The following is a 26,246-nucleotide window of genomic DNA, read 5'->3' on the forward strand; positions in this document are numbered from 1 at the left end:
TGATCGATCCCACGCTTGGTAAGCACGGAATCACTAGTAATGAGTTTCCCCTGGGGCCGATCCGTCCCGGTAAGGAAGGGACCTGCCCCTGCCCCTCACGGTAGAGGGGGTCGAGGTTTTATTCAGCGGTGGTGATGGCGCCGGTATGGGCCGAGGTAACCACCTTCGCATAGCGGGCGAGCCAACCCTTCTTGATCTTCGGCTCAGGGGCGACCCAGCGGGCGCGCCTTGCCGCCAGTTCCTCGTCGCTCACGAGGAGCTTCAGGGAACGGGACGGGATATCGAGTTCAATCTTGTCGCCGTCTTCAACGAGGGCGATGGGGCCGCCCACCGCGGCTTCCGGCGAGATGTGGCCCACGCAGGGACCGCGGGTGCCGCCGGAGAAGCGGCCGTCGGTGATGAGAGCCACGGAGTCGCCAAGGCCCAGGCCCATGATGGCGGCGGTCGGCGCGAGCATCTCGCGCATCCCCGGTCCCCCCTTGGGTCCCTCGTAGCGGATCACCACCATGTCGCCGCTCTTGATCCTCCCTTCCATGATGGCGGCCATTGCGAGGTCCTCGGAATCAAAGCAGCGGGCGGTGCCGGTGAACTGCATCATCTTCTCGCCGACGCCGGACTGCTTGACCACGGCACCCTCTGGGGCGATGTTGCCGAAGAGGACCGCGATCCCCCCTTCCTTCTTGACCGGTGCATCCATCGGGCGGATCACGCTTTCGTCCACCGCTTTAAGGCTCGCCGCGATCTCTTTCGTGGAAAGGCCCATGAGGGTCGGGCAGTCGTGGATCTTGTCCCCAAGCTGCTTCATGACACCGGCGACGCCGCCTGCCGCGTCGAGGTCTTCCATGAAGTGTTCGCCAGCCGGGTTCATCGAGGCGATCTGCGGGGTCTCTTTGGAGAGGATATCGAAGGTGTTGAGCGGCAGATCCACGCCGGCCTCGTGGGCGATGGCGAGTAGGTGCAGCACGGTGTTCGAAGAGCCGCCAAGCGCCAGGTCGACGCGGATCGCGTTCTCGAACGCCTCGCGGGTCAGGATGGAGCGCGGGGTGATGTTCTCGCGCACGAGGTCGACGATGCGCTCGCCCGAGGCGAAGGCGATGCGGCGCTTGAGCGCCGAGACGGCGAGTGCGGTGCCGCAGCGCGGCAGGCTCATCCCCATGGTCTCGGTGAGGATCGCCATGGTGTTCGCGGTGAAGAGCCCCTGGCAGGAACCCATGCCGGGGCAGGCGTTCTCCTCGCAGCGGGCGAGTTCCTGGTCGTCGATGACGCCGGCCTTGTAGCGGGCCATCGCCTCGAAGGTGTCGGTGACGAAGGAGTACTTCCTGCCGGCGTCGCCGCGGCCGCTCATCATGGGGCCTGCGGTGACCACGATGCAGGGGATGTCGAGACGGGCTGCCGCCATGAGCATGCCCGGGGTGATCTTGTCGCAGTTGGTCAGAAGGACGAGGCCGTCCAGGCGGTGCGCCTCGGCGACCGACTCGACCATGTCCGCGATCAGTTCGCGGGTCGGCAGCGAGTAGTGCATCCCCTTGTGCCCCATGGAGATGCCGTCGCATACGCCGGGAATGCCGAAGAAGAAGGAGTAGCCGCCGCCGGTGTGCACCCCCTTCTCGATGAAGCGCTCGAGGTCGCGCATCCCGACGTGGCCGGGGATGAGATCGGTGAAGCTTGTGGCGATGCCGATGAAGGGTTTTCCCATCTCGCTCTGCGGGAGGCCGGTTCCTTTCAAAAGGGCGCGGTGCGGGGTACGCTCAAGCCCTTGGGTGATCATGTCGCTACGCATGCAGTTCTCCCATGACGCCGGCGGCACTCTGTTCGAGGAGGCCGAACCGGCAGTTGATCTTGCCAAAAACTGTGTAGTTGAGAACAGTTACCGAGAATTGGTAGGAAGGGTCACCATAATACATTAAAACGGGGCTGTCAACAGACTAAAACGGTGTTAAAGGGACTCGCGCTTTCGTTTCGCGATCTCCGCCTCGGAGGCGCGCAGGTAGACGGGGTTTAGCTGGGCAAGCGGCGTGAACTTCCCGGCCCGGGCCGCCTCGCGTGCCAGCACCGCTCCGGCGCTCGCGCGCGGCAGGTTCGCGTGCCAGGGAGGGAAGATGGCAAGCTCGCCGACCGTTTCGGCGATCAAGTCGCGGTAGCGCACCGCGCCGTCCCCAATGAAGACGGTCGGCTGGGTGATCCGGGAAAGAAAGTCCTGCGGGGGGAGAACGGCGTCGGCAAAGACGGCCTCGGGGAGCGAGCCTAAGCGGTAAAGGGCGGCGTAGACCTCGGCCTTGCGCGCATCGAACATGGGTGCCACCTGTGCCGAGCAGTAAGGGAGGTTCATGGCGAGCATGGCGAGGGAGGAGAAGCCGACCGCGGGCTTGCCGGTCGCGATGGCAAGTCCCTTGACCGTTGCGATCCCGACGCGCACCCCGGTGAAGGAGCCGGGGCCGAGCGAGACGGCGAAGGCATCGACTCCTTCCGGGGCGAGACGCGCCGCCTTCAGGAGCTCGGAAACCGAGTCCATGAGGCGGCCCGAGTTGCAGCGGCCTTCGCCTAAGATGCACTCGCCGAGCAGGGTCGCACCGTCGGAGAGCGCAACCGAGGAGCAGTTGCTGGAGGTGTCGATGGTGAGTATCTTCATCGATCAGGCCTTACTGGCAAACATGCGCGCGATGTCGTTGTAGAAGGCGAGCATCATGAGGCTGATCAGGAGCACGAGCCCTATCTGCTGCGCGATCTCGCGGGTTCGCTTGCTGACCGGTCTGCGGAGCACCAGCTCGATCACGAAGAAGGCCAAGTGCCCGCCGTCCAGGATCGGCACCGGCAGAAGGTTAAGCACACCGAGGTTCACGGAGAGAAGCGCGACGAAGGCTAAGAAACTCACCCCGCCAGCGGCTGCCTGTTCGCCCGCCATCTTGACGATCATGATCGGTCCGCCGATGTTGTCCAGCGGGATGGCCCGCTCCACGAGGCGCACCAGCGAAAGCACGGTGAGCTCGATCACGTTCCAGCACTGGGCGCTCCCCTTGACGATGGCCTCGCCCGGAGGGAAATGATCGATTACGGTTTCTCCGGCGGCGACGACGCCGATGATCGGCTGGGTGACGGTCTCGCCCAGGACGTTCTTCGCAACGCGCTTCTCAGGGACCATGTTGAAGTTCAGGCGTGACTGGCCGCGCTCGACCTCGACCTGCACCGGCGCCCCTTTCCCCTCGGCGATCACCTTGGCGAACTCGTCCCAGCGCGTTACCGCTTTGCCGTTCACGATCCGGATCGCGTCGCCGGTTTTGATCCCCGCCCGCGCCGCGGGCTTGTCCGGCATCACCTCGCCGACCTTCGTGGTCAGGGATGGCACGCCGACCATGAAGAGGAGGATGAAGATCAGGTAGGCGAAAAGGAGGTTGAAGACGGGGCCGGCGGCGACGATGACGATGCGCTGCAGCACCGGCTTGTCGGCAAAGGAGCGCTTTTTGTCCTCATCGGAGAGTTCTGCCTCCTCCCCTTCCCCCACCATCTTCACGTACCCGCCCAGCGGAAACGCCGAAATCACGTATTCGGTCTCCCCCACCTGCTTGCCGAAGATCTTCGGCCCGAAGCCTAGGGAAAACTTCTCGACACCGACCTTGAAGGCCTTGGCGAACAGGAAATGACCGAGTTCGTGAATGAAGATCAACGCCCCGAGGGCTATGATTGCGAAAAGTATGCTCATCGTCGTCCCTTTTTTCGGCGGGCGGCACCCTGCCGTCACCGCCCCTGTGGCACGTCATGCGTGCGGATCGGCGGTGGTTTGAGTTATTCCATCACCCCAAGGACTTCCCTGGCGGTTCTTCTTCCCCAGCGGTCTGCCTCCAGCACTTCTTCGATGGAGTGCAGGTCGTGGGGGGTGTGCAGGTTCATGACCTTCTCGATCGATTCGGCGATGGCCATGAAACCGATCTTTCCGGCGAGGAAGGTCTCCACGGCGATCTCGTTGGCGGCGTTCATCACCGCCGGCATGCTTTCGCCCGCGTTGGAAGCCTCGTAGGCGAGTCTTAACGCCGGGAACCGGTCCGTGTCCGGCTTGAGAAAGGTCAGCCCGGAGAGGGCGGTCAGATCGAGCGCTTTCACCCCTGAGGCGACCCGGCAGGGGTAGGTAAGCGCGTAAGCGATCGGCCCCTTCATGTCCGGTACCCCCAGTTGAGCCATCACGCTGCCGTCGATGTACTCGACCATGGAGTGCACGATGCTCTGGGGGTGGACGTTGACTGCGATGCGCTCCACCGGGATGTCGAAGAGCCAGCGCGCCTCGATCACCTCGAGTCCTTTGTTCATCATGCTTGCGGAGTCGACGGTGATCTTCTTCCCCATGCTCCAGTTCGGGTGGTTCAGGGCGTCGGCTACGGTGGCGTTTCTAAGCTGCTCAAGCCCCCAGTTGAGAAACGGGCCGCCCGAAGCGGTGAGGATGACGCGGGCGATGTCCTCGCAGCGGTGTCCGGCCATGGACTGGAAGACGGCGCAGTGTTCGCTGTCCACCGGGTAGAGGCGCACCCCTTTGTCACGCACCATCTTCATGATCAGATGCCCGGCGGTGACCAGGGTCTCCTTGTTGGCGAGCGCCACATCCTTGCCCGCCATGATGGCGGCGGCGGTAGGAATCAGGCCGGCCGCACCGACGATGGCCGCTACGACCATGTTGCTCTCGGGGGCGGTCGCCGCCGCGATGAGCCCTTCCACTCCGTGCATGATCTGGGGTTTCTTCCCGCTCAAGGATCTGCTGAGCGTCTTCGCCTTTTCGGCGGTGAGCACCGAGACCAGGTCCGGCTTGAAGGTCTCGATTTGCTGCTGAAGAAGTTCAAGGTTGGAGCCCGCGGTGAGTGCCACCACGCGGAACTTGTCGGGGTGGGCCGCCACCACCTCGAGGGTGCTGACCCCGATCGACCCTGTCGAGCCCAAAATCGTAAGATTTTTCATTTTCCCTCGCAGACGTCTCAAGTCAACCAACGCCGATGCCGGATTACGCCCGCCCGCGTGAAAAATCGGGAGAGCGGCCGGGCCTTTCAAGCGCAGTTTAGAACAGGAAGTAGGCGTAGTAGTACGCCGCAGGTGCCGCAAACAAGATGGAATCGATCCGGTCAAGAACGCCGCCGTGACCGGGGATGATGGAGCCGGAATCCTTCACGCCGCAGCTCCTTTTGATGAGCGATTCGAACAGGTCGCCCAATTGCCCGAGGACGCCCAAGACGAGCGCGGCGCCGAAGCAGTGGACCAAGGAAAGCTCAGGGAAAAATGTGAACTTTGCAATGACCGCGCCGCTCACGCTGCCGGCCAGCCCCCCCAGCGCCCCCTCGACGCTCTTTTTGGGGCTCACCGCCGGGTAGAGCGGCGTTTTTCCGATACTGGAGCCGACGTAGTAGGCAAAGCTGTCCCCGGCCATGACGATCACCATGATGAGGAACAGCCAGGAGGTCCCGTGCGGCAGCGCACGCACGAGCACGAGGTGCGCCAGAAGAAGCGGCACGTAAAGAAAGCCGGTGAGGATCAGCGCCACGTCGGGAGCCGCCTGCCTGATCTCCTTCAGCCGGAAAAGTGCGACGAGCGAGAAAACAAGCACCAGCGCGGTGAGGGTCAGAAGCGGGATAGCGGGGCTGCCGGAGAAGATGACGAAGACGGAACCGGCGCCGGCCAAGGCGGCACCCCTGCCTTCTGCGCGGCGGTGCGGCAACGCCATGCGGTAGAACTCGTCGAGCCCCAAAAGGGAGAGCAGGAATACCAGCAGCGAGAACTGGAACACCGTCGCCTTGAGGATGAAGAGGATCACGAGGGGCAGCAGGACGGCTGCGGTGATTAGTCGTTTGATGGCGGACTCCTTCGGGGCACTGCCCCTGCAAGGCTTTAGCCTTTTTATGAAGGCAGCTGGCCCAGCTGCTCGCTGGTCATGCCGAACCTGCGCTCGCGGGACTGGAAGTCGTGGAATGCGCGCAAGAGTTCTTCTCTGTCGAAATCGGGCCAGTTAACGTCGGTGAAGTAAAGCTCGGCGTAGGCCAACTGCCAAAGCAGGAAGTTGCTGATGCGCATCTCCCCGCTGGTTCTGATGAGAAGGTCCGGATCCGGAATCCCGGCGGTGAAGAGCGATGCGCTGAAGGCGCGCTCGTCGATGCTCGCAGGATCGAGCCTACCGGCGGCGGCCTCGGTCGCGAGCCTTCTGGCGGCGGCCACCATCTCCTGGCGGCTGCCGTAGGAAAGGGCCAGGGTTAGGAGCATCCCCTTGTTGCCGGAGGTCTTGTCGATGGTCGACTGGATCTCCCGATCAATATCCGGCGGCAGGTCGCCCCGGTTGCCGATCACGTTGAAGCGGATGTCGTTCTGCATCATGCGGCCGGTCTCGGCGCGGATGTACTGCTTCAAGAGCGTCATGAGCGCCTTGACCTCAGCCTTCGGCCTCAGCCAGTTTTCGGCTGAGAAGGCGAAGAGGGTAAGGTAACCGATGCCCAGACGCGAGCATTCCTCGACGATGACCCGCACCGTCTCAACTCCTTTTTGGTGTCCAACGATCCTGCGCAGCATGCGCTGCTTGGCCCACCGGCCGTTGCCGTCCATGATGACGGCTAGGTGCTTCGGGAGTTTCTTCGGGTCTAAGCGTTTGTCCATGAGCATCCTGAAAACAAAAAAGCCCCTTTGAATAGGGGGTTTGCCTGTGAACGCGAAGGCCGGACGGCAGCGCGAAGGGGAGTATCCTCCCCCTCGCGCCTCGGTCCGTTAGACCTCCATCACCTCTTTTTCCTTGTGAGCCAGCACTTCCTCGACCTTGGCAACGTACTTGTTGGTCCCGTCCTGGACATCCTTCTCGGCGCGCTTCAGATCGTCCTCGGAGATCTGCTTGTCCTTCTCGAGCTTCTTCAGCTTGTCGATGGCGTCGCGACGGATGTTCCTGAGCGCAACCTTGGCTTCCTCGGCGTCGCGCTTCAGCTGCTTCACGATGTCCTTGCGGCGCTCCTCGGTGAGCGGCGGAAGGCAGAGGCGGATCACCTTGCCGTCGTTGGCAGGGGTGAGCCCGAGGTTCGAGTTCATGATCGCCTTCTCGATGGGACCGATCATCTTGTTGTCCCACGGCTGGATCGTGATGGTCCTGGCCTCGGGGACGGAAAGGGTCGCCACCTGGTTGAGCGGGGAGAGCATCCCGTAGGAGTCCACCTTGACGTCCTCCAGAAGCGAGGTGCTTGCGCGACCGGTGCGGACCTTCTGGTAGTCCTTCCTGAGGGAATCTATGCTCTTGTCCATGTGGACGTTCATGTCGGCGATGACATCCTTGATCATGTTATTCTCCTTCTTTCACGAGGGTGCCGATCGGTTCGCCCGTGACTACCCGCACGACATTGCCGTCGGTCGTCACGTCGAAGACGATGATCGGAAGGCTGTTGTCCATGCACAACGAGATGGCGGTGGCGTCCATGACCTGAAGCCCTTTTCTAAGGACCTCCAGGTAGCTGAGCGTACCGTACTTGGTGGCATTTTTGTCCTTGGCGGGGTCGGCGGAGTAAACGCCGTCGACCTTGGTCCCCTTGAGGATCACGTCGGCGCCGATCTCCATCGCCCTCAGGCTCGCCGCGGTATCGGTGGTGAAGTAGGGGTTGCCGGTGCCGGCTCCGAAGATGACCACCCTCCCCTTTTCCAGATGCCTGATGGCGCGCCTGCGGATGTAGGGTTCGGCCACCTCGGCCATGGCGATGGCGGACTGGACGCGGGTGTCGACGCCGACCTTCTCGAGGGCGTCCTGCATGGCCAGCGAGTTGATCATGGTGGCAAGCATCCCCATGTAGTCGGCGCTGGCGCGATCCATCCCCTTGGAGGAGGCCGCCACGCCGCGGAAGATGTTGCCGCCGCCGATGACGAGGCACAGCTCGACGCCCAGTTCAACCACCTGCTTCACCTCGCGGGCGATCGCGGTGATGGTGTTGGGGTCGATGCCGTACCCCTGGTCGCCGCCGAGGGCCTCGCCGGAAAGCTTGAGAAGTACTCTTTTGTAATAGGGTTCTGCCATCGTAGTCACCTTGCCTTTTTTAGACGGCAAAAAGCCTTCACGCAGAACAGGTTCGGGCGTAGCCCGTTCGCCTGCCGGGGCTTGACGCCGCCATCGCAGGGCTTTTTGCCTTGCTGCAGATAAAAAAAGAGCCGCCCATTTTCATGGCCGGCTCCCTTTGGGACGTGTTACACGCCGGCCGCCGCGGCGACCTCTGCCGCGAAGTCGCTCTCCTTCTTGGCGAGCCCTTCGCCAAGCACGAACTTGGTGAAGCGGCGGATGCTCATGTTCTCGCCGATGGAAGCGATGGTCTCGTTCAGGAAGGTCTGGATGGTCTTGTCCGGGTCCTTCACGTAGGCCTGCTCGAGAAGGCAGATATCGCCGTAGAACTTGTTGATCTGGCCTTCGAGGATCTTCTCGATGATGGCCGCCGGCTTGCCGCTCTCTTTGGCCTTCTCGCGGTAGATCGCCTTCTCGCGCTCGATCAGCTCTCCGGGTACTTCCTCACGGCGCACGTAAAGCGGGGAGGCCGCAGCGATGTGCATCGCGATGTCCTTCACGAAGTTCTGGAAGTTCTCGTTCTTGGCGACGAAGTCGGTCTCGCAGTTGACCTCAACCAGGACGCCTATCTTGCCGCCGCCGTGGATGTAGGAGCCTACCATGCCCTCGGTCGCTGCGCGGCCGGCCTTCTTGGATGCGGCAGCCAGACCCTTGGTGCGCAGGTAGTCGATCGCCTTCTCGTGATCGCCGTTGGTCTCGGTAAGAGCTTTCTTGCAGTCCATGAGGCCTGCGCCGGTTGCTTTCCTCAGTTCGTTAACCTGTGCAGCTGTAATGCTCACGTTATCCTCCACAGTAGCCCGCACCGGTTTCGGTGCGGGCTTCTTAGTCATGTAGATTTTTTGAAAAAGGTGATGCCGGTACGGTGACCGAAGGAGACCTTAGGCCTCGGCGGGAGTTTCTTCGGCAACCTCTTCGCCCTCGGTGAAGGCTACTTCTTCCTCAGCGCCGGTCTGGAGACGGGCGTTGCGAGCCTGGGCACCTTCAAGAACGGCGTCAGCCATTTTGCTGGTCAGCAGACGAATGGCGCGGATAGCGTCGTCGTTGCCCGGGATGACGTAGTTGATGTCGTCCGGATCGCAGTTGGTGTCGACGATGGCGACGACCGGGATGCCCAGCTTCTTCGCCTCGGATACCGCGATTTCTTCGTTTTTCGGGTCAACCACGAAGAGCATGCCCGGGGTCCTGCCCATACCCTTGATGCCGCCCAGGGTCTTCTCGAGCTTCTCGCGCTCTTTGCCGAGCTTGAGCTGCTCTTTCTTGGTGTATGCCTCGATGGTGCCGTCAGCGATCATGCTATCAAGACGCTTGAGACGGTCGATGCTCTGCTTCACGGTGGAGAAGTTGGTGAGCATGCCGCCGAGCCAGCGGTCGTTGACGTAGAACTGCCCGCAACGCTGTGCCTCTTCCGCCACGGAATCCTGAGCCTGCTTCTTGGTGCCGACGAAGAGGACGGTCTCGCCAGCCTGTGCCATTTCGGTCACGAAGCTGTAAGCGTTTTTGAAGAGCCTGACGGTCTTCTGCAGGTCGATGATGTAGATCCCGTTACGAGCGCCGAAGATGTACGGCTTCATTTTCGGGTTCCACCTCTTGGTCTGGTGTCCGAAGTGGACGCCGGCTTCGAGCAGTTCTTTCATGGTGATGTTCGACATTTTTACTTTCTCCTTTGGTTTTCCCTCCGCCACCAGTTAATGCCGGAACCCGCATGCGGGCACCACCGACACGGCTGTGATGGCGTGTGAATTTTGAACAGCGAACTTATATAGCACAGGGGAGAAATGAAGGCAAGACCAAAACCATGTCACGCAGTGCCGCAAAGCCGCAAAGAACGACGGACATAAGCCAGGCAAAATCAGAAGCAGGTACAACAGCAAAAATCGTTAACGCAAAGACGCGAAGGCGCTGAGACGCAAAGAAAGCGGGTAAAAAATTTTTGCTTCTGCATTTCCTTGTCGTTCATAGTCTTTGATTTTCTCTTTGCGCCTTTGCGGCTTCGCGTCTTTGCGTTGAGTGATTTTAAACCGACATCGACCGCTCCTCAGCCAGTTGCCAGAAAGCCTTCACGCTTGCCCGCTGCAGGTTTCTTTTGCTGGTGCAAAGCCCCACCTGGTATGGCTTCAGCACAGGGGCGTCCTGCAGGATGGCGACCTCGTCGCGAAAAGGGCTGCGCTCCAGCACGAGCTGGGGAACTATGCCCACGCCGCAGCCAAGGCGCACCATGGCGATGATGGCCTCATTCCCGGAGACCTCCGAGGTGATATTGGGAGTGATGCGATGCTCCTTAAGCCACTGATCCAGACGTCGACGCGAAAGGCCGGTTTGCGGCAGCACGAGCGGAGCGCGGGAAAGGTCGAGGCGGTCGCCGGGAACCGGCACCTCCGCCGCGCCTGCAACACGTGGGGCGATGAAGATGAGCGGGATGGTAACGATGGGGAGAAACTCGATGTTTGGGCGTGGTCCATCCGGGAACGCCGCCACAGCGAGGTCGATTTCCCCACTTTGCACCTGGGCCACAGCTTGTTCAGCGGCGCCAGTCCTCAACTCAAGCTGCACCTCCGGGTACCGCTCCCTGAACGATTCCAGAAGTTCCGGGAGGAGACTGTAGACAGCAGTGATGGAAGCGTATATGGAGAGGGAGCCGGTGACAGCCTGCTCATTGCGGATCGACGAGCGGAGGCTTTGCCATTCGTTGAGACAAAGGCGCGCGTAAGCCTTCAGGCGCTCCCCAGCCGGGGACAAGGCGACCGTGCGGTTATCGCGCAAGAAGAGCGGTTGTTCCAGCTTTTCCTCCATGCGCTGGATGGTGCGAGTAAGCGCCGAGGGGCTCAAGTTGCACGCCTGGCTCGCGCGGCCGAAATGTTTCAACTCCGCCAGGGTAAGAAATATTTCGAGCTCCCGCAGATCCATAAAAAGTCTCCTTCTTCTTCACCATCCACGGTGTCCACCGCGCCCACGACGTCCACCGGGCCCACCATCCCCACAAGGTCCACCACCACACGCCATCATTGCGCTATACGCAACACAATATGCACAACAAATCAATTTACGCAACGTTAAATATAGTATACAGTCAGCACACTTTCAGACTTGTAACCACACCAGCAATATAATCAGGAGGAGAAAAACGATGGGACAGAACTATTTCAACACCCTGCCGCTGCGCCGTCAGCTGCAGGAACTGGGGACCTGCCGCTTCATGGACGCATCCGAATTCGCCAACGGCTGCGAATACGTGAAAGGCAAGAAGATCGTCATCGTCGGTTGCGGCGCACAGGGTCTCAACCAGGGCCTCAACATGCGCGACAGCGGGCTTGACGTCTCCTATGCCCTCAGGAAAGACGCCATCGAGCAGAAGCGCCAGTCCTACCTAAACGCCTCGGACAACGGCTTCAAGGTCGGAACCTACGAGGAACTCCTCCCCACCGCCGACATCGTCATGAACCTCACCCCGGACAAGCAGCACACCAAGGTGGTGGAGACCGTCATTCCTTTCATGAAGCAAGGCGCAGTGTTCAGCTACGCCCACGGCTTCAACATCGTCGAGGAAGGCACCCAGATCCGCAAGGACCTGACCGTCGTCATGGTAGCACCGAAGTGCCCGGGCTCCGAGGTGCGCGCCGAGTACAAACGCGGCTTCGGCGTACCGACCCTCATCGCGGTGCACGGCGAGAACGACCCCAAGGGTGACGGCCTCGAAATCGCAAAGGCCATCGCCTCCGCCCAGGGCGGCGACCGCGCCGGCGTACTCGAGTCCTCCTTCGTCGCGGAAGTGAAATCGGACCTCATGGGCGAGCAGACCATCCTCTGCGGCATGCTGCAGGCGGGCGCCCTCCTCTGCTTCGACAAGATGGTCGAAAACGGCATGGGCGCCCCTTACGCCGTAAAGCTCATCCAGTTCGGCTGGGAGACCATCACCGAGGCACTGAAGCACGGCGGCATCACCAACATGATGGATCGCCTCTCCAACCCGGCCAAACTCGTTGCCTTCAAGCTCGCCAGCGAGCTTAAGGACATCATGCGTCCGCTGTTCCAGAAACACATGGACGACATCATGAGTGGCGAGTTCTCCAGCACCATGATGCAGGACTGGGCCAACGACGACGTGAAGCTCCTCACCTGGCGCGAAGAGACCGGAAAGACCACCTTCGAGCAGACCGAAGCTGCCGGCGAGATTTCCGAGCAGGAGTACTTCGACAAGGCGATCCTCATGGTCGCCATGGTGAAGGCAGGCGTCGAGCTCGCCTTCGAGACCATGGTCGAGACCGGCATCGAGCCGGAGAGCGCCTACTACGAGTCGCTGCACGAGACCCCGCTCATCGCCAACACCATCGCCAGGAAGAAGCTGTACGAGATGAACCGCGTCATCTCCGACACCGCTGAATATGGCTGCTACCTCTTCTCGCACGCCTGCGTACCGCTTCTGAAGCCCTTCATGGCCAAGGTCGGCACCGACGTGATCGGCAAAGGTCTCGACGTGAAGGACAACAGCGTCGACAACCAGCTGCTGGTCGCGGTGAACGCTGAAATCCGCAACCACCTCGTTGAGGAAGTCGGCGCCGAACTGCGTGCCGCCATGACCGGCATGCAGAAGATCGTTTAACTAGGTCACCGCCGCAGACAAGAAAAGGCGCTCCATCCGGAGCGCCTTTTTTATTTTCAGCCGAAAAATCGGAAGCGGCATCAGACCCCGGTTATCTTGGGCGGCGCATGAACCGCCTCTAGCAGGGTACTCAGCAGGTAGACCATCGGCTTGATGACGGTTTCGTCGCTCCAGTAGGCTGCATGGTTGCCGGGGTTCCAGGAGGTGAGGATATTACCCACGCTCACCTCAATGTCCTCGTTCACCGCCGCGGCATAGCCGGTGCCGAGGGGCTTCAGCGGCCAGCCGAGCACGTCGTCGGAATCGTAGAGGTTCAACCACTTTGCCTTCTTTCTAAGCGGTTCAGTGAGGGTCGGCGGCGGGAACTCGATGCAGGCGGGATTCTCGTGTGCAACGCAGAAAAGCGGAATGGTACTCCCCAAAGTAACCATGCCGGAAAGGGTCTCCATCCGCTCGAACGGCGTGGCTCCGTAGCGCTCACGTCCATAACCCATCTGCCTGTCCCAGATATAGTCGCTCATGAACACAGATCCGAGGGAGTGGGCGACAACGACAAGCGGTTTGTCGTCGTCTCCGAGCTTCACGCGCAACTGTTGCACCGCTTCGTGGATGAGGCCGTGAATAGTTTCGTATAGCCCACCCGGCCTCCCGCTTTGATTGTGATAGGCGCTCACGGTACCGAAGGCGCTTAGGAAGAACTTGCGCAGCTTGGCCCAATTCAAATCGTTGTTCGCGGCGAGGTCCACCCAGAGTTGGTGCTCCCGCGCCGAGAGCAGCGGCGCCCAATACACGCCATGCCAGGCAATCTCGTCACGATTCAGGCCGCGACCGGAAATCCGCTCGCGCAGTTCCTGTACCGTATCGTGCGCAAAATCGTCGGACATCGTCCCCATTCCATGCACAAGCAACACGCCGAGCTTCTTATCCATGTTCGCCTCCTGTAGCCTGAATTTACTGCCGTCGTCCAACTCCAAGACATAAACAGCGACCAATGTGCGCACACAAATATAACTGGATAATCAGCCTGTGCAAGCAGGCCCGAAACAAGGCCCATGGTGCGGTCTGCACTAAAGGGGAGGCGCCAGAAAAAGACTTGTTATTCAGAAAGGAAAAAAGTAGTCTGCCGGGAGCAAGGATCCCTCTAAGGAGTCATTACATGAACCAAGTACTGAAACACCTCTTCCTGTTGCTTATGTTCGCCGTCTTGACTGTTCATCAGGCCGGCGCGGCGGACACCGCCCGGAAAGAGATCCCCCTTTCCGGCAAGGTCCTGGAGACCATGGACGGCGGAGGATACACCTACCTGCTGCTGCAAAACGGTCCGGAAAAGGTGTGGGTGGCGATACCTCTCACCAAGATCACGGTAGGTCAGCAGCTTACCCTCACCCCTGGCTTCGCCATGAAGAACTTCAACAGTAAGGCGCTGAACCGCAAATTCGACCAGGTCATCTTCTCGGCGGGGCCGAGCGATGCGAAGAAGATGCAACTGAGCCCGTCCGCCATAAAGGCGCTGCATCAGGGCGTTCCCGGTGCACCTGGCGGGCAGCAGGGGCAAGCGACCAAAGAAAAAGCAACCGCCCAGGCAGCCAAGCCAGTCTCTAAGAGCGAGAAAGTCACCAAGGCAAAGGGTGCCAATGCGTACACCATTGCTGAGGTGTTCGCCAAGAGTAAGAAACTTGAAAAGAAACGGGTGGTGGTCCGTGGCCGCGTCGTGAACGTCGCGGAGAGGATCATGAAGAAGAACTGGATTCACCTGGAGGACGGCACCGGCTCCAAGGCCAAGAAAACCGACAACCTCGTGGTGACTTCGAAAGAACTGCCCAAGGTGGGAGATGTGGTGACCATTACCGGCACCCTATACAACGACCTCGACTTCGGTTCGGGCTACCGTTACAAGGTCCTGATTCAGGACGCGACGCTGAAAAAGTAATTACCTGCAAAGACATCCCTTCTCCCGCTGAGCCACGCACCGTAGCGCTTCGGCCCGCAAAGGCGGGAGAAGGGGATGTTCCTGTCCCCTTCCCTATCCGCGCCTGCTTCTCACTTCTTCGTTGAACTTCTGCATGTTGCCGCTCAACTCTCCGGTCAAGGCATGATAGTCGTCTATCGCCCGTCCCAGTAGAAATTCCGCCTCGCTGCGCACATCCATGTGCACGTAGAGGTCGGTCTCGTGCGCCGGACTAGTTTCCCCGCGGACCGAGGCCCGTGCCGGTCGGAAAAGATTCAGCACGGAGCGCAAAGGAGTTTCCTTTTCACCGGCACCGAGCCGCAACAACTGCCCAAGTATCTCCTCTGCGGCACCTGCCAGAGTAATGACACTAAAGAGATCCTTCTTGGCGAAGTACAGAAGCAACGCCGTCTCCAACTGGCGCACCGCGATCTCCTGTTTGTGATGTTTCTCTATGTTCACTGTCCCCCCAATGTGCGGCGCAAGTACGGGCTGGCAAAGATCTTTAGTCGCACGCGTCCATGCGGCTATCTTCAAAATAAAAAGGGCCGCTCTCACAGGAGGCGGCCCTTTATTGTTACAGACAGGTTCGGCTTTGCAGCGGTCCTAGGCCTTGGTGACCACGACCTTCAGGTTGGCCGCAACTTCCGGGTGCAGCTTAACGATGGCGGTGAACTCGCCCAGATGCTTGATCGGCTCGTCAAGCACGATGCGCTTGCGATCGATTTCCACGCCGACTGCCTTCAGCTGCTCGGCCAGTTCCATGTTGGTGACTGCGCCGAAAAGCTTGTCGTCTGCACCGGCCTGGTGTGCCAGGTTGAGGGTGATTGCTTCGATCTTGGCGCAAAGCTGCTTGGCAGCTTCGAGAACCTTGTTCTTCTTGTATTCGAGGTGACGCTTCGCGTGCTCGAGAGCCTTGGCGTTCTTCTCGGTAGCCTCGATGGCGAACCCTTTCGGGAGCAGGTAGTTCCTTGCGTAGCCCGGGGCTACCTTGACGATGTCGCCGATGTGACCGAGGTTTTCAACGTTTTCCTTGAGAATCAACTTCATGTGTTGCCTCCTAGCCTGATTAGTTACAGGTTTTCCTGTTTATTGGGGGACCTGAAGTCCGCCCAGAGATCAAATATCCCTAGCGACGCGATCGCCAGCACCATCATGGGCTGGAAAACGAGGAGCAGGGTTGCCAACAACCTGATGAAGACCGGGACCGCCAGCTTCTGAAAGAAGAAGCTGATGATGGCGAGCCCCTGGGTCGAGTACAACGCACCCAGAACGATCAGTACGTTCAAGGCGGAGAGGTGCACTATGTTGTCAGGGACCAGCACGCAAAACCCGGCGGCTATAAGCAGCCATACGAGCGGCTCCGGGTTCTTGTACTTCTTGAAGTCACCGACCAGCAGCGGCATCCCCATGCGTGAAACGATGCCCGCGATGAGCAGAAGGTTCAAGCATGCGATGACCCCGTAGGCGACGGTGACCATGGCCGGGTAGATGGTTACCACCAACTGCCCCGCCTGGTGCATCGAGTCATTGAGCGCCTTCAGCTCATCGCCCTTAACACCCGCCTTCTCGTAGAGAAGCGCGGTCTGGTTGATGCTGTTTTGCACGCCCTTGGTGATCTTCGCCTGCAGGTCTGCGCCGGTAGCGAGCCCGTAAACGACGGCTGCGGCAAGCAGGACCGAGACGTTGACCGCCACAGCGTAGATCACCGAGCGGGCCCCACCCTTGCCACGGGCAAGGAACTCGGGGAGCGCAAGGGAAAGCACGCCCGCCTGCAAAAGGTAGATCGCGGTGGCCGCCGGATCGGCAATCGCCAGAAGAAGCGCACTGCTTCCGAGGACGACGCCGAGACCGGTCCCCCTCCCCCGCTTCAAAGCATAGAAAGCGGCAGGAGCGGGGGCGAAGAGGCCGGGGATCATGCCGACCACGGGGAGGTAGACGAAAGCAAGGAAGAGCGTTACCGTAGCAACGCTCCCCTTGATCACATCAAAAACCTTACCCTGCGGAGGGTTCACCGGTAGCGGCATTTACGCGGTCGCGTGGCTGCCTGCGATCGGGAGCAGCGCGATGTTCCTGGCACGCTTGATCGCCTCGGTGATTTCCCTCTGGTGCTTGGAGCAGTTACCGGAGATACGGCGCGGGATGATCTTGCCGCGCTCGGATACGAAGTAACGAAGGGTACGGGGATCCTTGTAATCGATGCTAACCTGCTTGTCTGCGCAGAAACGGCAGACCTTGCGACGCTGGAACGGACGCTTCTTCCTCGGCCCGCTGCTGGTTCTCTGGGGTGCTCTTTCGTCAGCCATCTTTTATTCCTCCACCGTAGTAGTCGTTTCGGCCGGAGCCTCGGTAGCGGCGGCAGCCACTTCCTCGGTCCCTTCCTCGGCGCTCTTAACCGGAGCGGCCGCCGGGGCAACCACTTCCTGCTCGAGTTTCACGCTCTGGTACCTGATCACCTTGTCGTCAAGACGCAGACGACGCTCAAGCTCTGCGATCAACGGGGCATCGGCGTCAAAACGGAGGTAAAAGTAACGGCCACGCGGGTTCTTGTTGATCGGGTAGGCAAGCTTCCTGGTGCCCCAGTCCTCAAGCCTCTTGAAATCGCCGTTCATGCTGGCGATGACGTCCTGTACCTTGGTGGAAAGAGCTTTGATCTCTTCGTCACCGAGGTCCGGCTGGACGATGTAAATCGTCTCGTACATCCTGCTCATTGTTAAGCCTCCTCACGGTTAATTTAGCCCCGGTCCAACCCGGAGCAAGGAGATACGGCCATGGGCCGTTCTGGTGAACGCTGCTTATTACTACAGTTTTCAAACTTTGACAAGCAAAAGATGGCGAAATGGGCGAATATTATTTACCCATCCCAGCGCACACTACACGTTGAACCTGAAGTGCATGACGTCACCGTCCTGCACCACGTACTCTTTCCCCTCAAGACGCATCAGGCCCTTCTCCTTGGCGCCTGATTCACCACCGGAGGCTATGAAGTCCTTGTAGGCGATAACTTCAGCGCGGATGAACCCTTTCTCGAAGTCGGAGTGGATCACGCCGGCCGCCCCGGGAGCCTTGGTCCCGCGGGTGATGGTCCAGGCACGCACTTCCTTCACCCCTGCGGTGAAATAGGTGATGAGGCCGAGAAGTTCGTAGCCCGAGCGGATCAGGCGGTCCAGGCCTGACTCGGCAAGTCCCATCTCCTCGAGAAAGGCCTGCTTCTCCTCGCCCTCCAGTTCGGAAATCTCCGCCTCGATGGAACCGCAGATGAACACGACGCCGTTGCCTTCCTTGGCCGCGAGTTGGCGCACCTCCTCGACGTAGGGGTGTTTCCCTTCCAGGTCGTCCTCGGCCACGTTGGCGACATAAAGAACAGGCTTCGCGGTCATCAGGTGCATATCGCGCAGGATCAGCCTCTCGTCCTCGTTCTCCGCGAGGTTGCGCGGGGAAAGCCCCTTTTCCAGGGTCGCCTTCACCTTCTGGCAGAACTCCACGTCTTCCTTCGCCTTCTTGTCGCCGCTTCTCGCCTGTTTTTCGGTGCGCAGCATGCGCTTTTCCACCGTATCCAGATCGGCGAGGGCAAGCTCGGTCTGGATCACCTCGATGTCACGCACCGGGGAAACGCTTCCGCTCACGTGGACCACGTTCTCGTTCTCAAAGCAGCGCACCACGTGCAGGATTGCGTCGACGGAACGGATGTGCCCCAGGAACTTGTTGCCGAGCCCCTCGCCCTGGCTCGCGCCCTTCACCAGTCCGGCTATGTCGAGGAATTCTATGGTGGTGGGAAGGATGCGCTCGGGGTGCACGATCTCGGCGAGCTTATCCATGCGCGGATCGGGAACGGAAACGATGCCGACGTTGGGGTCGATGGTGCAGAACGGGTAGTTGGCGGACTCGGCACCTGCCGAGGTGAGCGCGTTGAAGATGGTCGACTTCCCGACGTTGGGGAGACCTACGATGCCGCAGTTAAAGCCCATGATTTATCCTTTTAAGTCGTTACTTCGCGTTGAAGATGCTCATCGCCTTCGGCATACCTTCCTTCATCGCCATCTCGATGGCGTCCAGGGAGGTGTCCAGCACGTCCAGCAGTTCGTTCATCTCTTCCTTGGCGAAGTTGGTGAGCACGAAGTTCACCACGTCGCCGTGCAGCGGCCGTCCGATACCGACGCGCACACGGGCGAAGGAAGTGGAACCTAATTCCTGGGCCAGCGAGCGTAGCCCGTTGTGCCCGCCGTGACCGCCCCCTTCCTTGAGCCGCACCTTGCCGAAAGGGATGTCCAGGTCGTCATGGATCACGATGAGATCAGAGAGGGACAACTTGTAGAAGCGGAGCGCCTCGGCGACCGAGCGCCCGGAGAGGTTCATGAAGGTCTGCGGCTTGAGGAGATAGACACGCTCGCCCGCCCAGTTCCCGTCACCGGAAAGCCCGGAGAAGGCCTTCCTGGTGACGGAGATACCGGACTGGCTGGAGAGACGGTCTAAAACCATGAAACCCGCGTTGTGGCGGGTCCATGTGTACTTGGGCCCGGGGTTGCCGAGCCCTACGATCAGTTTTGCAGCCATAGCGGTCCTGGTTAGGCGGCAGTCTCTTCCTCAGCGGCGGCTTTGCGCCCGAGGATGCTGACCACCGGAGCCTTCGGATCGCTCAGGATGGCGGTGCCCACCGGAGCCTTGATATCACCCACGTGGACGGAGTGGCCGATGGCAAGCTCGACGACGTCGACGTTGATGTGCGACGGGATGTGAACCGGGAGGCACTCGACCTCAACTTCGTGCATTGCGAAATCGAGGAAGCCGCCCGCCTTGACGCCGGCCGGGGTGCCGACCAGGTTCAGTTTCACGTGCACCTTCACCTTGTCGGCGAGGTTGATCTTGTGCAGGTCTACGTGACGCGGGATGTTCTTCAGGGAGTCGCGCAGCAGGTCAGCCACGATGACGTTGGTGCCTTCCAGTGCGGGGACGCCCTGCAGGGTCAGGATGTGGTTGCGGCCGCCCTCGCCTGCGATGGCTTCGGAAAGCTCTCTCTGGCCCAGGGAGATGCAGACCGGCTCAAAACCTTTACCGTACACGACGGCCGGAACACGGCCGGCAGCGCGAAGACGACGGCAAATACCCTTGCCGGTTTTTTCTCTCAGTTCAACATTCAGCACCTGCTTACTCATACATCCTCCGATGTCAATCTTGGTATTTGATCTTCCAATGACAGTTTTATATTTGGTACTACACGAAAAGGGAGCTGACGGATTCGTCCTCGTGGATGCGGCGGATCGCCTCAGCCAGAAGGTCGGCCACGGACAACACTCTCAGTTTCTCGGTCTGTTCAGCCTTCTCCCCAAGCGGGACCGTGTCCGTGATGACCACTTTCTCGATGACGGAGTTGTTGATCCTCTCGATCGCCGGACCGGAGAGAACACCGTGGGTGGCGCAGGCATAGACGTTGGCGGCGCCGTGCTCCTTGAGCGCGAGGGCTGCCTGGGTCAAGGTCCCGGCGGTGTCGATCATGTCGTCAAGGATGATGGCGTTCTTCCCCTTGACGTCACCGATCAGGTGCATGACCTCCATGACGTTCGGACCGGTGCGGCGCTTGTCGATCACGGCGAGAGTGCAGCCAAGCCTCTTGGCGAAGGCCCTGGCGCGCTCGGTACCGCCGGCATCGGGGGAAACCATGACCAGGTTGTTCAGGTCGTCCGCGAAGCGGCTCTTCAGGTGGGCGAGGAGCACCGGCGCGGCGTAGAGATTGTCCACCGGGATATTGAAAAAGCCCTGGATCTGACCGGCGTGCAGGTCGATGGTCACCACCCTGTGGGCACCCGCCGTGGTGATCAGATCGGCCACCAGTTTGGAGCTGATCGGCGTCCTCGGCGCGGCCTTGCGGTCTTGCCGCGCATAGCCGTAGTACGGCATGACGGCGGTGATGGTATGGGCCGACGCCCTTTTAAGCGCGTCGATCATGATGAGCAGTTCCATGAGATTGTTGTTGGTCGGGCAGCAGGTCGACTGCACCACGTAAATATCCCGCCCACGAACGTTCTCGCCGATTTCGACCATGATCTCGCCATCGGAAAAGGTCCTCACCTTGGCCTTGCCAAGGGGCACCTTGAGGCAATCACAGATCTTCTCCGCCAGAACCGGATTCGAGTTACCGCTGAACACCCTGATCTTGTTTTCCATTAACGCACCGGCCCTCTCTGCTTCTTTTCTTTATAAATTAGCTGCGTGTGTACCAGCCGAAACCTCAGGAATCCACATCCCAAATCCAGGAAACGCTACTTAATACAATACTTGCCTTGTGAAGTCAACGGAAAACCTGCCTTCACCGAGGCCATCTTTGTGCCGGCACAACGGGTCAGCAGGCGACGCCCCCCGCCCCGACCCATGGGCGCACGACACAAAAAACTTGTTGCAGAACTGTATGTTGACAAAATCGGCTACAGTTTGTATGGATCATGGTCGATAAGGAACCTGCCTGACATTCTATAAGCATGCGAGGAGGGCTTCACCCATGAACCAGCGGCGTTTTCACCGGGTTAAACACACGGCACCCGGCGAACTGAAACATCTTGAAATGAAATATCGTTGCCGCATCGAAAACATATCGCTTCGCGGCGCGCTCATCAGTGCGGACGAATGTCTGATGGTTCCGCTCAACGAATCCTGCACCCTTTCCATCGAGGTCTCCCCCGGGGAAGCCCCCATGGTCATCACGGTCAGCGTGGTGCACTGCTTCTTCTCGATGATGGGTGTGAAGTTCACTGCCTTCGAGGGGAACGCTGAGCAGACCCTGCTCGAACTGATCAAAAGGATCACGACCGAGCCGGAAAAGCTTATGCAGGAATGGGAAAGCATTCAGCAGGAAAAGGCGGGACGCAAACAGCAGACCGTTGCCGGGCCTGCCGTCGCGATTTCTAACGAAGGAATCAGAGCTTGAAGCCTTACGGCTAGTGACTGCCGAAGCCGTCGGGACGTGAAGAGGAGGGAACGCGCCTTTCATAGGGAAGGCAGCTGTTAATATTCAGCACCTCCTCAGCAAGCGCCACACTCTTGTACCTCAACGAAACCTGTTCCAGTTTGTCCTTCAGCCGGACGAGAACGTCCAGACTCTCCGTACGTGCGTATTCGTTGTACAACTGCATCACTTCCATGAAAACGCAGTCGAGAGATTCCTCAATGGATGGGCGCACGTCACGAGGCTCTGCTTTTCTCTCATCCGCACCGGCATCAGCGTTCCGGCGTGCTTCCTCCCTGAAACGGCATAGCGCGAGCCTGTCGATCTTGTACTTGGCGTTGCCGATATCAAGGATACTTCTAACCATGCTCCCCCCCTCGTACTACACTTGTATAAAACAGAACAACAAAAGGCATCGCTTACAGTAGTAGAAGTTCGGCAGTGCTTCGGAAAACTTTAGTCATTTTCGCCCCTATCTGCTTGTGATCAGTAGGAAACACCCGACACAAGCAAAACCGCGCTTGACAGGGTACAGGCCTTGCGTTATCGTTCCTGCGAAAACCGCAACAGCACCGATAGACGACAATACTAAACCATCCGCGAGGATGGGACGGAAAGCCTACAGGGTCTCTCAGAGACAGCCGGGTCGCCGAAATATCACATAGATATTAGGCCCCGGCTTTTTTATTGCGCGGAGTTTGAGACAGAGACAGAGAAGTCCCTGCTTGAGCTCGGGATACAAAAGACGGGGCAAATACCACCCCGAAAGGAATCCGACATGCGCATGAAACCACCCTCAACCTCACTGGCTGCCTTAGCTCTTACCTGCTTCATGCTGGCAGCCCCTACGACAAGCCACTCCGGAACCGTCGGCGTTAACATCCAGCTTAACGGCTACCTCCCCGCCCCCCCAGGAGTACACATCTACTACGACTCCGGGCGTCCGTATTACGTAGAGAACCACCAGCGGGTTTACCTGAAGAAAAATGAGAAGGACCACCACGACCACGGCAAGAAGAAAGGACACAAAAAGCATCATCGTGACTAACAGCGGATCTCCAAACAAAAGGAGGACACCACAATGCGAAAGATCTTTGTTTCCTACCGTTATCTGCTCATCGCCCTTTGCACCGTCACCGCAGCCCTTTTGTACCTGGGAGGATGCGGCGGAGGCGGCAGCAGCAGCACCAGCAAGGGGACCCTCAAGCTTGCCATCACCGACCGTCAAAGCGACGAATTCCAGAACCTTTTCATATCCATCCGTGAAATAAGGCTCGTGCCCGCGGGGCATGAAAACGCCGCCGACAACGACCCCGCACTGCCCGTATTCGCAAGCTACACCACCGCCAGGTCGGTGGACGTGATGCAGTTGCGCTTCAGCCAGGAAACCTTGGGCGACCTCGCCCTCCCCGCCGGCACCTACAGCCAGATCCGCCTCATCCTTGATCCGAACCCGGGCGGCAACCAGGATCCGGTCAACTACCTCGTCCTGGCGAGTGATCCCAACACGAAGATCCCTCTAACCACGCCGAGCGGACAGCAATCCGGGCTCAAGATCCTCGGACCGATCGAGGTCAAGCCTGGCGTCATCAACGCCGTCATGATCGACTTCGACCCAAATACGGCCGTGGTGAAGCGCGGCAACACCGGACAGTACAACTTCAAGCCTACCGGGATAAGGCTCATCCAGATGGCGAACATGCTTGAGACCTTCGGTTCCATCGCAGGCAACGTCAGCAATCCGTCCGTCAACTGGAGCAGCGCCACCGTCTCCGTCAAGCGCCGCGGGACCATCAACGACACCAACCCGATTGCAGCGGGGCAGATCTTCGCGACCTATACCAGCGGCAAGTGGCAGGCGCCTTTCTCCGCCTTCGTTCCTGCCAACACCACCGACTACGGCTACAAGGCCTTCATAAGCGCGAACGGCTTCGCCCTGTACTCGTCGGCAGCGGTATCGGTCACCGCCGGTCACGAAACATCTCTGGGTGAGATCACCCTAACACCACAGTAATTGATCGTTATGTGCCCGGTCTGTCCCCAACAGGGGAGGACCGGGCACTACTCTTAATCAGGAGAACAGGCTGTATGCCTATTATTGAATGGAAGGACTGTTATTTGGTTGGCATACAAGAGATCGACCGTTATCACCAACACCTGGTGCAATATCTCAACAGAAGCTATGACCATTTCCGTGAAAACCACACGCTTGAACCGGGGGTACTGGAAATCCTGGTCGATTTCTCCATCCAGCAGTTCAACTGCGAGGAACGCTGGATGCAGCGAAGTTCGTACCCGAAACTCGCCGCGCACAAGGAAGAGCATCGGCACTTCCAAACCGAGATAGCCTTGCTGAAAAAAGGAAGTGGATTGGATACCAAGGGATGCGTCGACCTGCTCTGGTTTTTGTGCTCTTGGGTCACGAACCACATGCGCGAGAGCGATGCGGAGTTCGGCAGATTTCTCGATTCCCAGCCGCGACGGACCTGAACAGAGCTCATAAACGGGCAGAGCGCCCGTCACTGAGGATACAGCCGGGTTGCGATTCAAGACATTGCACCCGGCTTTTTTATGCCTGGATTAAAAGCTGCGCCCGAAGCTGGGCAGAGGCGTATCATTTACCTGTAGCATTTAGTGACAACAAAGGAGGATAGCATCCATGAGAACGATAAGACTGATTACCGCGGCGATCGTTGCCCTGCTGCTGGGGACGAGCATCACGCCGGCCTTCGCTGCCGGTGAGACGCGGAAAATAGAGGACTGCATAGAAGTGGTCAAGGCGATCAAGGCCATCCCAGAGCAAAGCATCCCCCCCGCACTCCTTCAGAACGCCCAGGGGATCATGGTGATTCCCGGAGTGATCAAGGTCGGGTTCGTGGTCGGCGGCAGGTACGGCACTGGAGTACTGACGGTTCGTGATGAAAAAGGGAACTGGAGCGATCCGGTCTTCATCAAGATTGCGGGCGGTAGCCTCGGCTGGCAGATCGGGGCGGAATCTACCGACCTCATCCTCGTTTTCAAGACCAAGAAGGGCGTGGAAGGCGCACTGAAAGGTAAATTCACCCTGGGCGCCGACGCATCAGTGGCGGCAGGTCCGGTAGGCCGCAGCGCCGAAGGGGCCACCGACGTCACCCTCAAGGCCGAGATCCTTTCCTACTCGAGGAGCCGAGGGCTCTTCGCCGGCATCGCCCTTAACGGCGCAGCCCTCATGATCGACGACGAAGCCAACGCCTCCTTCTACGGCAAAGACATCACCCCAAAAAGCATACTGTCCGGCCAGGGAGGCAAGCGCACCCCTGAGGTGACCGAACTGCTGCAACTGCTTTGATCCCTTCGGCTGCCCCCGCACGTCCGGGGGCAGCCGTTTTCCCCTCCTCTAAGTCTCTTCGCTGAATTCTTTTCACCCCCGGGATGACCTGTCCGCCCCTCTGGATAATTTATCCGAAGTCTTCGGTGTTGTGTCGAAGATCGCGGTGGTTCGTCCGGATACCTTGGTGATTCCTTGGAAAACGTTATGCGAATCGTCCGAAACTCGGGGTGATTCATCCGAACGTTTTGTGCATCGTCCGAAGACTTGGGTGATTCGGCCCCAAGGTTTAGGTGATTCGTCCCAAGTCTTCGGCGGTTCGCCCAAAGACTTGGGTGGTTCGTCCGAAGACTTGGGTGGTTCGTCCAAAGACTTGGGTGGTTCGTCCAAAGACTTGGGTGGTTCGTCCAAAGACTTGGGTGGTTCGTACAAAGACTTGGGTGGTTCGTCCGAAGACTTGGGTGGTTCGTCCGAAGACTTGGGTGGTTCGTCCGAAGACTTGGGTGGTTCGTCCAAGGACTTGGGTGGTTCGTCCGAAGACTTCTGCGAACTTGGGCGATTGAGGGGCGTGTAGGATTTTTTTTGCGACGGACTTGAGAATCGGGAAGGCCCAAGTAACATTACACCACCTTAATCAAAACAAAGGAGGTACCAAGCCGTGGGCAAAAATCGCAACGGTGGGGAAAGAGACGAGGATGTGATCCGTGCGACCGGTGAACTCGTCACCAACTTGGTCAAGGATCCGTCCATCCTGGAAAGGATGAACGCCTTGATGCCGGATCTCGAGAAGATTCAGAAGGCTCACGATCGGCATCGTAGCATATTCAGCGAGGTGCTGGGGGGAGCCTCTGAGAAGGAGGGTGAGCTCGCATCGGCGCGAAGCGACGCACTCAACATCGTCAGTTTATTGCATGGCATAGCGTTGCTGACAGGAAAATATGACCCCTCCATCCCGCAGAAACTTGATCTGGTGCAACAGCAGCCACCCATCACCAAACGCGGAGCCACTGGAGGCCTTGCCGCAACGGAAAACTTCAGGCTGGTGTACGAGGGGCAAAACATCGTGGCGCGGGGCTCTGCGGTAAAAGGGGCCAAGTGCTATGAAATCTGGATCTGCGAGGGTGATCCCCTCACGGAAAGCAATTGGAGGCACCTTATCACCTCCGGCTGTGTCAACCACATTGAAATTAACGGTCTCACGCCAGGCAAGCTGTACTACTTCAGGATCAGGGCCGTAGGCTCACACACCACAGGCCCCTGGTCAAACTTCATCAGCATGATGGCGATATAAAGGCACCAATACTTCATATTGAAAAGGGGCCCGACGTCAACCGTCCGACCCTTTTCGTTATTAGCCCTTTGTGCACAACCTATATGGGCTTGAGTTGAACTGCCCCACTCCCCGCTCACCCT

31 protein-coding genes and 1 riboswitch are annotated in these 26,246 nt (G+C 59.3%); of the genes, 9 read left to right on the top strand and 22 right to left on the bottom strand.

Going from position 1 to position 26,246, the window contains the following annotated elements:
• Window positions 1-118: 118 nt before the first annotated feature.
• The 11 genes from ilvD to ilvY all read right to left on the bottom strand — a co-directional run bounded on the left by ilvD (window position 119) and on the right by ilvY (window position 10,948).
• Window positions 119-1,780: a dihydroxy-acid dehydratase gene (ilvD, locus tag E8L22_RS14255; protein ID WP_136525792.1), complete on the bottom strand. Its 1,662-nt coding sequence runs from the start codon at window positions 1,778-1,780 to the stop codon at window positions 119-121.
• Between the two features lie 156 nt (window positions 1,781-1,936).
• Window positions 1,937-2,629, bottom strand: a complete 693-nt coding sequence (tsaB, locus tag E8L22_RS14260) for a tRNA (adenosine(37)-N6)-threonylcarbamoyltransferase complex dimerization subunit type 1 TsaB (RefSeq protein ID WP_136525793.1) — start codon at window positions 2,627-2,629, stop codon at window positions 1,937-1,939.
• 3 nt (window positions 2,630-2,632) lie between these two features.
• Window positions 2,633-3,697 carry an RIP metalloprotease RseP gene (rseP, locus tag E8L22_RS14265; RefSeq protein ID WP_136525794.1) on the bottom strand — a complete coding sequence of 355 codons (1,065 nt, stop codon included), beginning with the start codon at window positions 3,695-3,697 and terminating at the stop codon, window positions 2,633-2,635.
• 83 nt (window positions 3,698-3,780) lie between these two features.
• Window positions 3,781-4,938, bottom strand: coding sequence for a 1-deoxy-D-xylulose-5-phosphate reductoisomerase (locus tag E8L22_RS14270; protein WP_136525795.1), 1,158 nt, complete (start codon window positions 4,936-4,938; stop codon window positions 3,781-3,783).
• Window positions 4,939-5,035: 97 nt separating this feature from the next.
• Window positions 5,036-5,824, bottom strand: a complete 789-nt coding sequence (locus tag E8L22_RS14275) for a phosphatidate cytidylyltransferase (RefSeq protein ID WP_136525796.1) — start codon at window positions 5,822-5,824, stop codon at window positions 5,036-5,038.
• Between the two features lie 44 nt (window positions 5,825-5,868).
• Window positions 5,869-6,615 (bottom strand): isoprenyl transferase, encoded by a 747-nt coding sequence (locus E8L22_RS14280; protein ID WP_136525797.1) that lies wholly within the window; start codon window positions 6,613-6,615, stop codon window positions 5,869-5,871.
• A 108-nt stretch (window positions 6,616-6,723) separates the two neighbouring features.
• Window positions 6,724-7,281, bottom strand: a complete 558-nt coding sequence (gene frr / locus E8L22_RS14285) for a ribosome recycling factor (protein WP_136525798.1) — start codon at window positions 7,279-7,281, stop codon at window positions 6,724-6,726.
• A gap of 1 nt (window position 7,282) precedes the next feature.
• Window positions 7,283-8,005 (bottom strand): UMP kinase, encoded by a 723-nt coding sequence (gene pyrH / locus E8L22_RS14290; RefSeq protein WP_135871443.1) that lies wholly within the window; start codon window positions 8,003-8,005, stop codon window positions 7,283-7,285.
• A 167-nt stretch (window positions 8,006-8,172) separates the two neighbouring features.
• On the bottom strand, window positions 8,173-8,823 hold the full coding sequence (tsf, locus tag E8L22_RS14295) for a translation elongation factor Ts (protein ID WP_136525799.1): 651 nt from the start codon (window positions 8,821-8,823) through the stop codon (window positions 8,173-8,175).
• Between the two features lie 99 nt (window positions 8,824-8,922).
• On the bottom strand, window positions 8,923-9,693 hold the full coding sequence (rpsB, locus tag E8L22_RS14300; protein WP_136525800.1) for a 30S ribosomal protein S2: 771 nt from the start codon (window positions 9,691-9,693) through the stop codon (window positions 8,923-8,925).
• Between the two features lie 364 nt (window positions 9,694-10,057).
• Window positions 10,058-10,948: an HTH-type transcriptional activator IlvY gene (ilvY, locus tag E8L22_RS14305; protein ID WP_136525801.1), complete on the bottom strand. Its 891-nt coding sequence runs from the start codon at window positions 10,946-10,948 to the stop codon at window positions 10,058-10,060.
• A 220-nt stretch (window positions 10,949-11,168) separates the two neighbouring features.
• Between ilvY and ilvC the strand changes: the two genes are divergently transcribed.
• A complete protein-coding gene (gene ilvC, locus E8L22_RS14310) occupies window positions 11,169-12,641 on the top strand; it encodes a ketol-acid reductoisomerase (protein WP_136525802.1) in 1,473 nt (490 codons plus the stop codon).
• An 80-nt stretch (window positions 12,642-12,721) separates the two neighbouring features.
• Here the strand turns inward: ilvC and E8L22_RS14315 are convergent, their stop codons facing one another.
• Window positions 12,722-13,525 (bottom strand): hypothetical protein, encoded by an 804-nt coding sequence (locus E8L22_RS14315; protein WP_246044652.1) that lies wholly within the window; start codon window positions 13,523-13,525, stop codon window positions 12,722-12,724.
• Window positions 13,526-13,797: 272 nt separating this feature from the next.
• Here E8L22_RS14315 and E8L22_RS14320 point away from each other — a divergent pair, with 272 nt between their 5' ends.
• On the top strand, window positions 13,798-14,571 hold the full coding sequence (locus E8L22_RS14320) for a DNA-binding protein (protein ID WP_136525804.1): 774 nt from the start codon (window positions 13,798-13,800) through the stop codon (window positions 14,569-14,571).
• A 93-nt stretch (window positions 14,572-14,664) separates the two neighbouring features.
• Here E8L22_RS14320 and E8L22_RS14325 read toward each other — a convergent pair whose 3' ends face one another.
• The 9 genes from E8L22_RS14325 to E8L22_RS14365 form a co-directional block, all read right to left on the bottom strand.
• Window positions 14,665-15,051, bottom strand: a complete 387-nt coding sequence (locus tag E8L22_RS14325; protein ID WP_136525805.1) for a hypothetical protein — start codon at window positions 15,049-15,051, stop codon at window positions 14,665-14,667.
• A 144-nt stretch (window positions 15,052-15,195) separates the two neighbouring features.
• Complete coding sequence (rplI, locus tag E8L22_RS14330; protein WP_136525806.1) at window positions 15,196-15,639, bottom strand: 50S ribosomal protein L9; 444 nt, start codon at window positions 15,637-15,639, stop codon at window positions 15,196-15,198.
• Window positions 15,640-15,662: 23 nt separating this feature from the next.
• Entirely contained in the window at window positions 15,663-16,616 is a 954-nt protein-coding gene (locus E8L22_RS14335; protein ID WP_136525807.1) for a YybS family protein, read from the bottom strand.
• Window positions 16,617-16,895 (bottom strand): 30S ribosomal protein S18, encoded by a 279-nt coding sequence (gene rpsR, locus E8L22_RS14340; RefSeq protein ID WP_135871425.1) that lies wholly within the window; start codon window positions 16,893-16,895, stop codon window positions 16,617-16,619.
• A 3-nt stretch (window positions 16,896-16,898) separates the two neighbouring features.
• Window positions 16,899-17,300, bottom strand: a complete 402-nt coding sequence (rpsF, locus tag E8L22_RS14345) for a 30S ribosomal protein S6 (RefSeq protein WP_015720931.1) — start codon at window positions 17,298-17,300, stop codon at window positions 16,899-16,901.
• Between the two features lie 162 nt (window positions 17,301-17,462).
• Complete coding sequence (gene ychF, locus E8L22_RS14350) at window positions 17,463-18,557, bottom strand: redox-regulated ATPase YchF (RefSeq protein ID WP_135871424.1); 1,095 nt, start codon at window positions 18,555-18,557, stop codon at window positions 17,463-17,465.
• A 19-nt stretch (window positions 18,558-18,576) separates the two neighbouring features.
• Window positions 18,577-19,143: an aminoacyl-tRNA hydrolase gene (gene pth, locus E8L22_RS14355; RefSeq protein WP_136525808.1), complete on the bottom strand. Its 567-nt coding sequence runs from the start codon at window positions 19,141-19,143 to the stop codon at window positions 18,577-18,579.
• An 11-nt stretch (window positions 19,144-19,154) separates the two neighbouring features.
• Entirely contained in the window at window positions 19,155-19,742 is a 588-nt protein-coding gene (locus E8L22_RS14360; protein WP_136525809.1) for a 50S ribosomal protein L25, read from the bottom strand.
• A 58-nt stretch (window positions 19,743-19,800) separates the two neighbouring features.
• The gene (locus E8L22_RS14365; RefSeq protein ID WP_136525810.1) at window positions 19,801-20,751 is read right to left on the bottom strand and encodes a ribose-phosphate pyrophosphokinase; all 951 of its coding nucleotides are present in this window, start codon (window positions 20,749-20,751) and stop codon (window positions 19,801-19,803) included.
• A 331-nt stretch (window positions 20,752-21,082) separates the two neighbouring features.
• Between E8L22_RS14365 and E8L22_RS14370 the strand changes: the two genes are divergently transcribed.
• Window positions 21,083-21,508, top strand: a complete 426-nt coding sequence (locus E8L22_RS14370; RefSeq protein WP_136525811.1) for a PilZ domain-containing protein — start codon at window positions 21,083-21,085, stop codon at window positions 21,506-21,508.
• 10 nt (window positions 21,509-21,518) lie between these two features.
• Here the strand turns inward: E8L22_RS14370 and E8L22_RS14375 are convergent, their stop codons facing one another.
• Entirely contained in the window at window positions 21,519-21,893 is a 375-nt protein-coding gene (locus E8L22_RS14375) for a hypothetical protein (RefSeq protein WP_136525812.1), read from the bottom strand.
• A gap of 210 nt (window positions 21,894-22,103) precedes the next feature.
• A riboswitch (cyclic di-GMP riboswitch) is annotated at window positions 22,104-22,180 on the top strand.
• A 124-nt stretch (window positions 22,181-22,304) separates the two neighbouring features.
• On the opposite strand from E8L22_RS14375, the gene E8L22_RS14380 reads away from it, so the two are divergent.
• From E8L22_RS14380 to E8L22_RS14405, 6 genes are all read left to right on the top strand, one after another.
• Window positions 22,305-22,574: a hypothetical protein gene (locus E8L22_RS14380; protein WP_246044653.1), complete on the top strand. Its 270-nt coding sequence runs from the start codon at window positions 22,305-22,307 to the stop codon at window positions 22,572-22,574.
• A 33-nt stretch (window positions 22,575-22,607) separates the two neighbouring features.
• Window positions 22,608-23,540: a DUF4382 domain-containing protein gene (locus E8L22_RS14385; protein ID WP_136525813.1), complete on the top strand. Its 933-nt coding sequence runs from the start codon at window positions 22,608-22,610 to the stop codon at window positions 23,538-23,540.
• 74 nt (window positions 23,541-23,614) lie between these two features.
• A complete protein-coding gene (locus tag E8L22_RS14390) occupies window positions 23,615-24,016 on the top strand; it encodes a bacteriohemerythrin (RefSeq protein ID WP_136525814.1) in 402 nt (133 codons plus the stop codon).
• Window positions 24,017-24,185: 169 nt separating this feature from the next.
• Complete coding sequence (locus E8L22_RS14395) at window positions 24,186-24,854, top strand: lipid-binding SYLF domain-containing protein (protein WP_136525815.1); 669 nt, start codon at window positions 24,186-24,188, stop codon at window positions 24,852-24,854.
• A 130-nt stretch (window positions 24,855-24,984) separates the two neighbouring features.
• Window positions 24,985-25,407 carry a hypothetical protein gene (locus E8L22_RS14400; RefSeq protein ID WP_136525816.1) on the top strand — a complete coding sequence of 141 codons (423 nt, stop codon included), beginning with the start codon at window positions 24,985-24,987 and terminating at the stop codon, window positions 25,405-25,407.
• Between the two features lie 84 nt (window positions 25,408-25,491).
• Window positions 25,492-26,124: a fibronectin type III domain-containing protein gene (locus E8L22_RS14405; protein WP_136525817.1), complete on the top strand. Its 633-nt coding sequence runs from the start codon at window positions 25,492-25,494 to the stop codon at window positions 26,122-26,124.
• The last annotated feature ends 122 nt before the right edge of the window (window positions 26,125-26,246 follow it).

Origin of the sequence: Geomonas ferrireducens, assembly GCF_004917065.1 — a bacterium.
In the GTDB taxonomy this organism is placed as follows: Bacteria; Desulfobacterota; Desulfuromonadia; order Geobacterales; family Geobacteraceae; genus Geomonas; species Geomonas ferrireducens.

What these genes read in the sequence shown, in the direction of transcription:
- rplI (WP_136525806.1), bottom strand. Translation starts at nt 15,639, where the DNA reads ATGAAGTTGATTCTCAAGGAAAACGTTGAAAACCTCGGTCACATCGGC.
- E8L22_RS14375 (WP_136525812.1), bottom strand. Translation starts at nt 21,893, where the DNA reads ATGGTTAGAAGTATCCTTGATATCGGCAACGCCAAGTACAAGATCGAC.
- E8L22_RS14280 (WP_136525797.1), bottom strand. Translation starts at nt 6,615, where the DNA reads ATGGACAAACGCTTAGACCCGAAGAAACTCCCGAAGCACCTAGCCGTC.
- E8L22_RS14270 (WP_136525795.1), bottom strand. Translation starts at nt 4,938, where the DNA reads ATGAAAAATCTTACGATTTTGGGCTCGACAGGGTCGATCGGGGTCAGC.
- tsaB (WP_136525793.1), bottom strand. Translation starts at nt 2,629, where the DNA reads ATGAAGATACTCACCATCGACACCTCCAGCAACTGCTCCTCGGTTGCG.
- E8L22_RS14370 (WP_136525811.1), top strand. Translation starts at nt 21,083, where the DNA reads ATGAACCAGCGGCGTTTTCACCGGGTTAAACACACGGCACCCGGCGAA.
- E8L22_RS14385 (WP_136525813.1), top strand. Translation starts at nt 22,608, where the DNA reads ATGCGAAAGATCTTTGTTTCCTACCGTTATCTGCTCATCGCCCTTTGC.
- ilvD (WP_136525792.1), bottom strand. Translation starts at nt 1,780, where the DNA reads ATGCGTAGCGACATGATCACCCAAGGGCTTGAGCGTACCCCGCACCGC.
- E8L22_RS14380 (WP_246044653.1), top strand. Translation starts at nt 22,305, where the DNA reads ATGCGCATGAAACCACCCTCAACCTCACTGGCTGCCTTAGCTCTTACC.
- E8L22_RS14360 (WP_136525809.1), bottom strand. Translation starts at nt 19,742, where the DNA reads ATGAGTAAGCAGGTGCTGAATGTTGAACTGAGAGAAAAAACCGGCAAG.
- E8L22_RS14365 (WP_136525810.1), bottom strand. Translation starts at nt 20,751, where the DNA reads ATGGAAAACAAGATCAGGGTGTTCAGCGGTAACTCGAATCCGGTTCTG.
- pyrH (WP_135871443.1), bottom strand. Translation starts at nt 8,005, where the DNA reads ATGGCAGAACCCTATTACAAAAGAGTACTTCTCAAGCTTTCCGGCGAG.
- E8L22_RS14335 (WP_136525807.1), bottom strand. Translation starts at nt 16,616, where the DNA reads ATGCCGCTACCGGTGAACCCTCCGCAGGGTAAGGTTTTTGATGTGATC.
- E8L22_RS14390 (WP_136525814.1), top strand. Translation starts at nt 23,615, where the DNA reads ATGCCTATTATTGAATGGAAGGACTGTTATTTGGTTGGCATACAAGAG.
- ychF (WP_135871424.1), bottom strand. Translation starts at nt 18,557, where the DNA reads ATGGGCTTTAACTGCGGCATCGTAGGTCTCCCCAACGTCGGGAAGTCG.
- frr (WP_136525798.1), bottom strand. Translation starts at nt 7,281, where the DNA reads ATGATCAAGGATGTCATCGCCGACATGAACGTCCACATGGACAAGAGC.
- E8L22_RS14395 (WP_136525815.1), top strand. Translation starts at nt 24,186, where the DNA reads ATGAGAACGATAAGACTGATTACCGCGGCGATCGTTGCCCTGCTGCTG.
- E8L22_RS14315 (WP_246044652.1), bottom strand. Translation starts at nt 13,525, where the DNA reads ATGTCCGACGATTTTGCGCACGATACGGTACAGGAACTGCGCGAGCGG.
- pth (WP_136525808.1), bottom strand. Translation starts at nt 19,143, where the DNA reads ATGGCTGCAAAACTGATCGTAGGGCTCGGCAACCCCGGGCCCAAGTAC.
- rpsB (WP_136525800.1), bottom strand. Translation starts at nt 9,693, where the DNA reads ATGTCGAACATCACCATGAAAGAACTGCTCGAAGCCGGCGTCCACTTC.
- E8L22_RS14320 (WP_136525804.1), top strand. Translation starts at nt 13,798, where the DNA reads ATGAACCAAGTACTGAAACACCTCTTCCTGTTGCTTATGTTCGCCGTC.
- rpsR (WP_135871425.1), bottom strand. Translation starts at nt 16,895, where the DNA reads ATGGCTGACGAAAGAGCACCCCAGAGAACCAGCAGCGGGCCGAGGAAG.
- rseP (WP_136525794.1), bottom strand. Translation starts at nt 3,697, where the DNA reads ATGAGCATACTTTTCGCAATCATAGCCCTCGGGGCGTTGATCTTCATT.
- ilvY (WP_136525801.1), bottom strand. Translation starts at nt 10,948, where the DNA reads ATGGATCTGCGGGAGCTCGAAATATTTCTTACCCTGGCGGAGTTGAAA.
- ilvC (WP_136525802.1), top strand. Translation starts at nt 11,169, where the DNA reads ATGGGACAGAACTATTTCAACACCCTGCCGCTGCGCCGTCAGCTGCAG.
- rpsF (WP_015720931.1), bottom strand. Translation starts at nt 17,300, where the DNA reads ATGAGCAGGATGTACGAGACGATTTACATCGTCCAGCCGGACCTCGGT.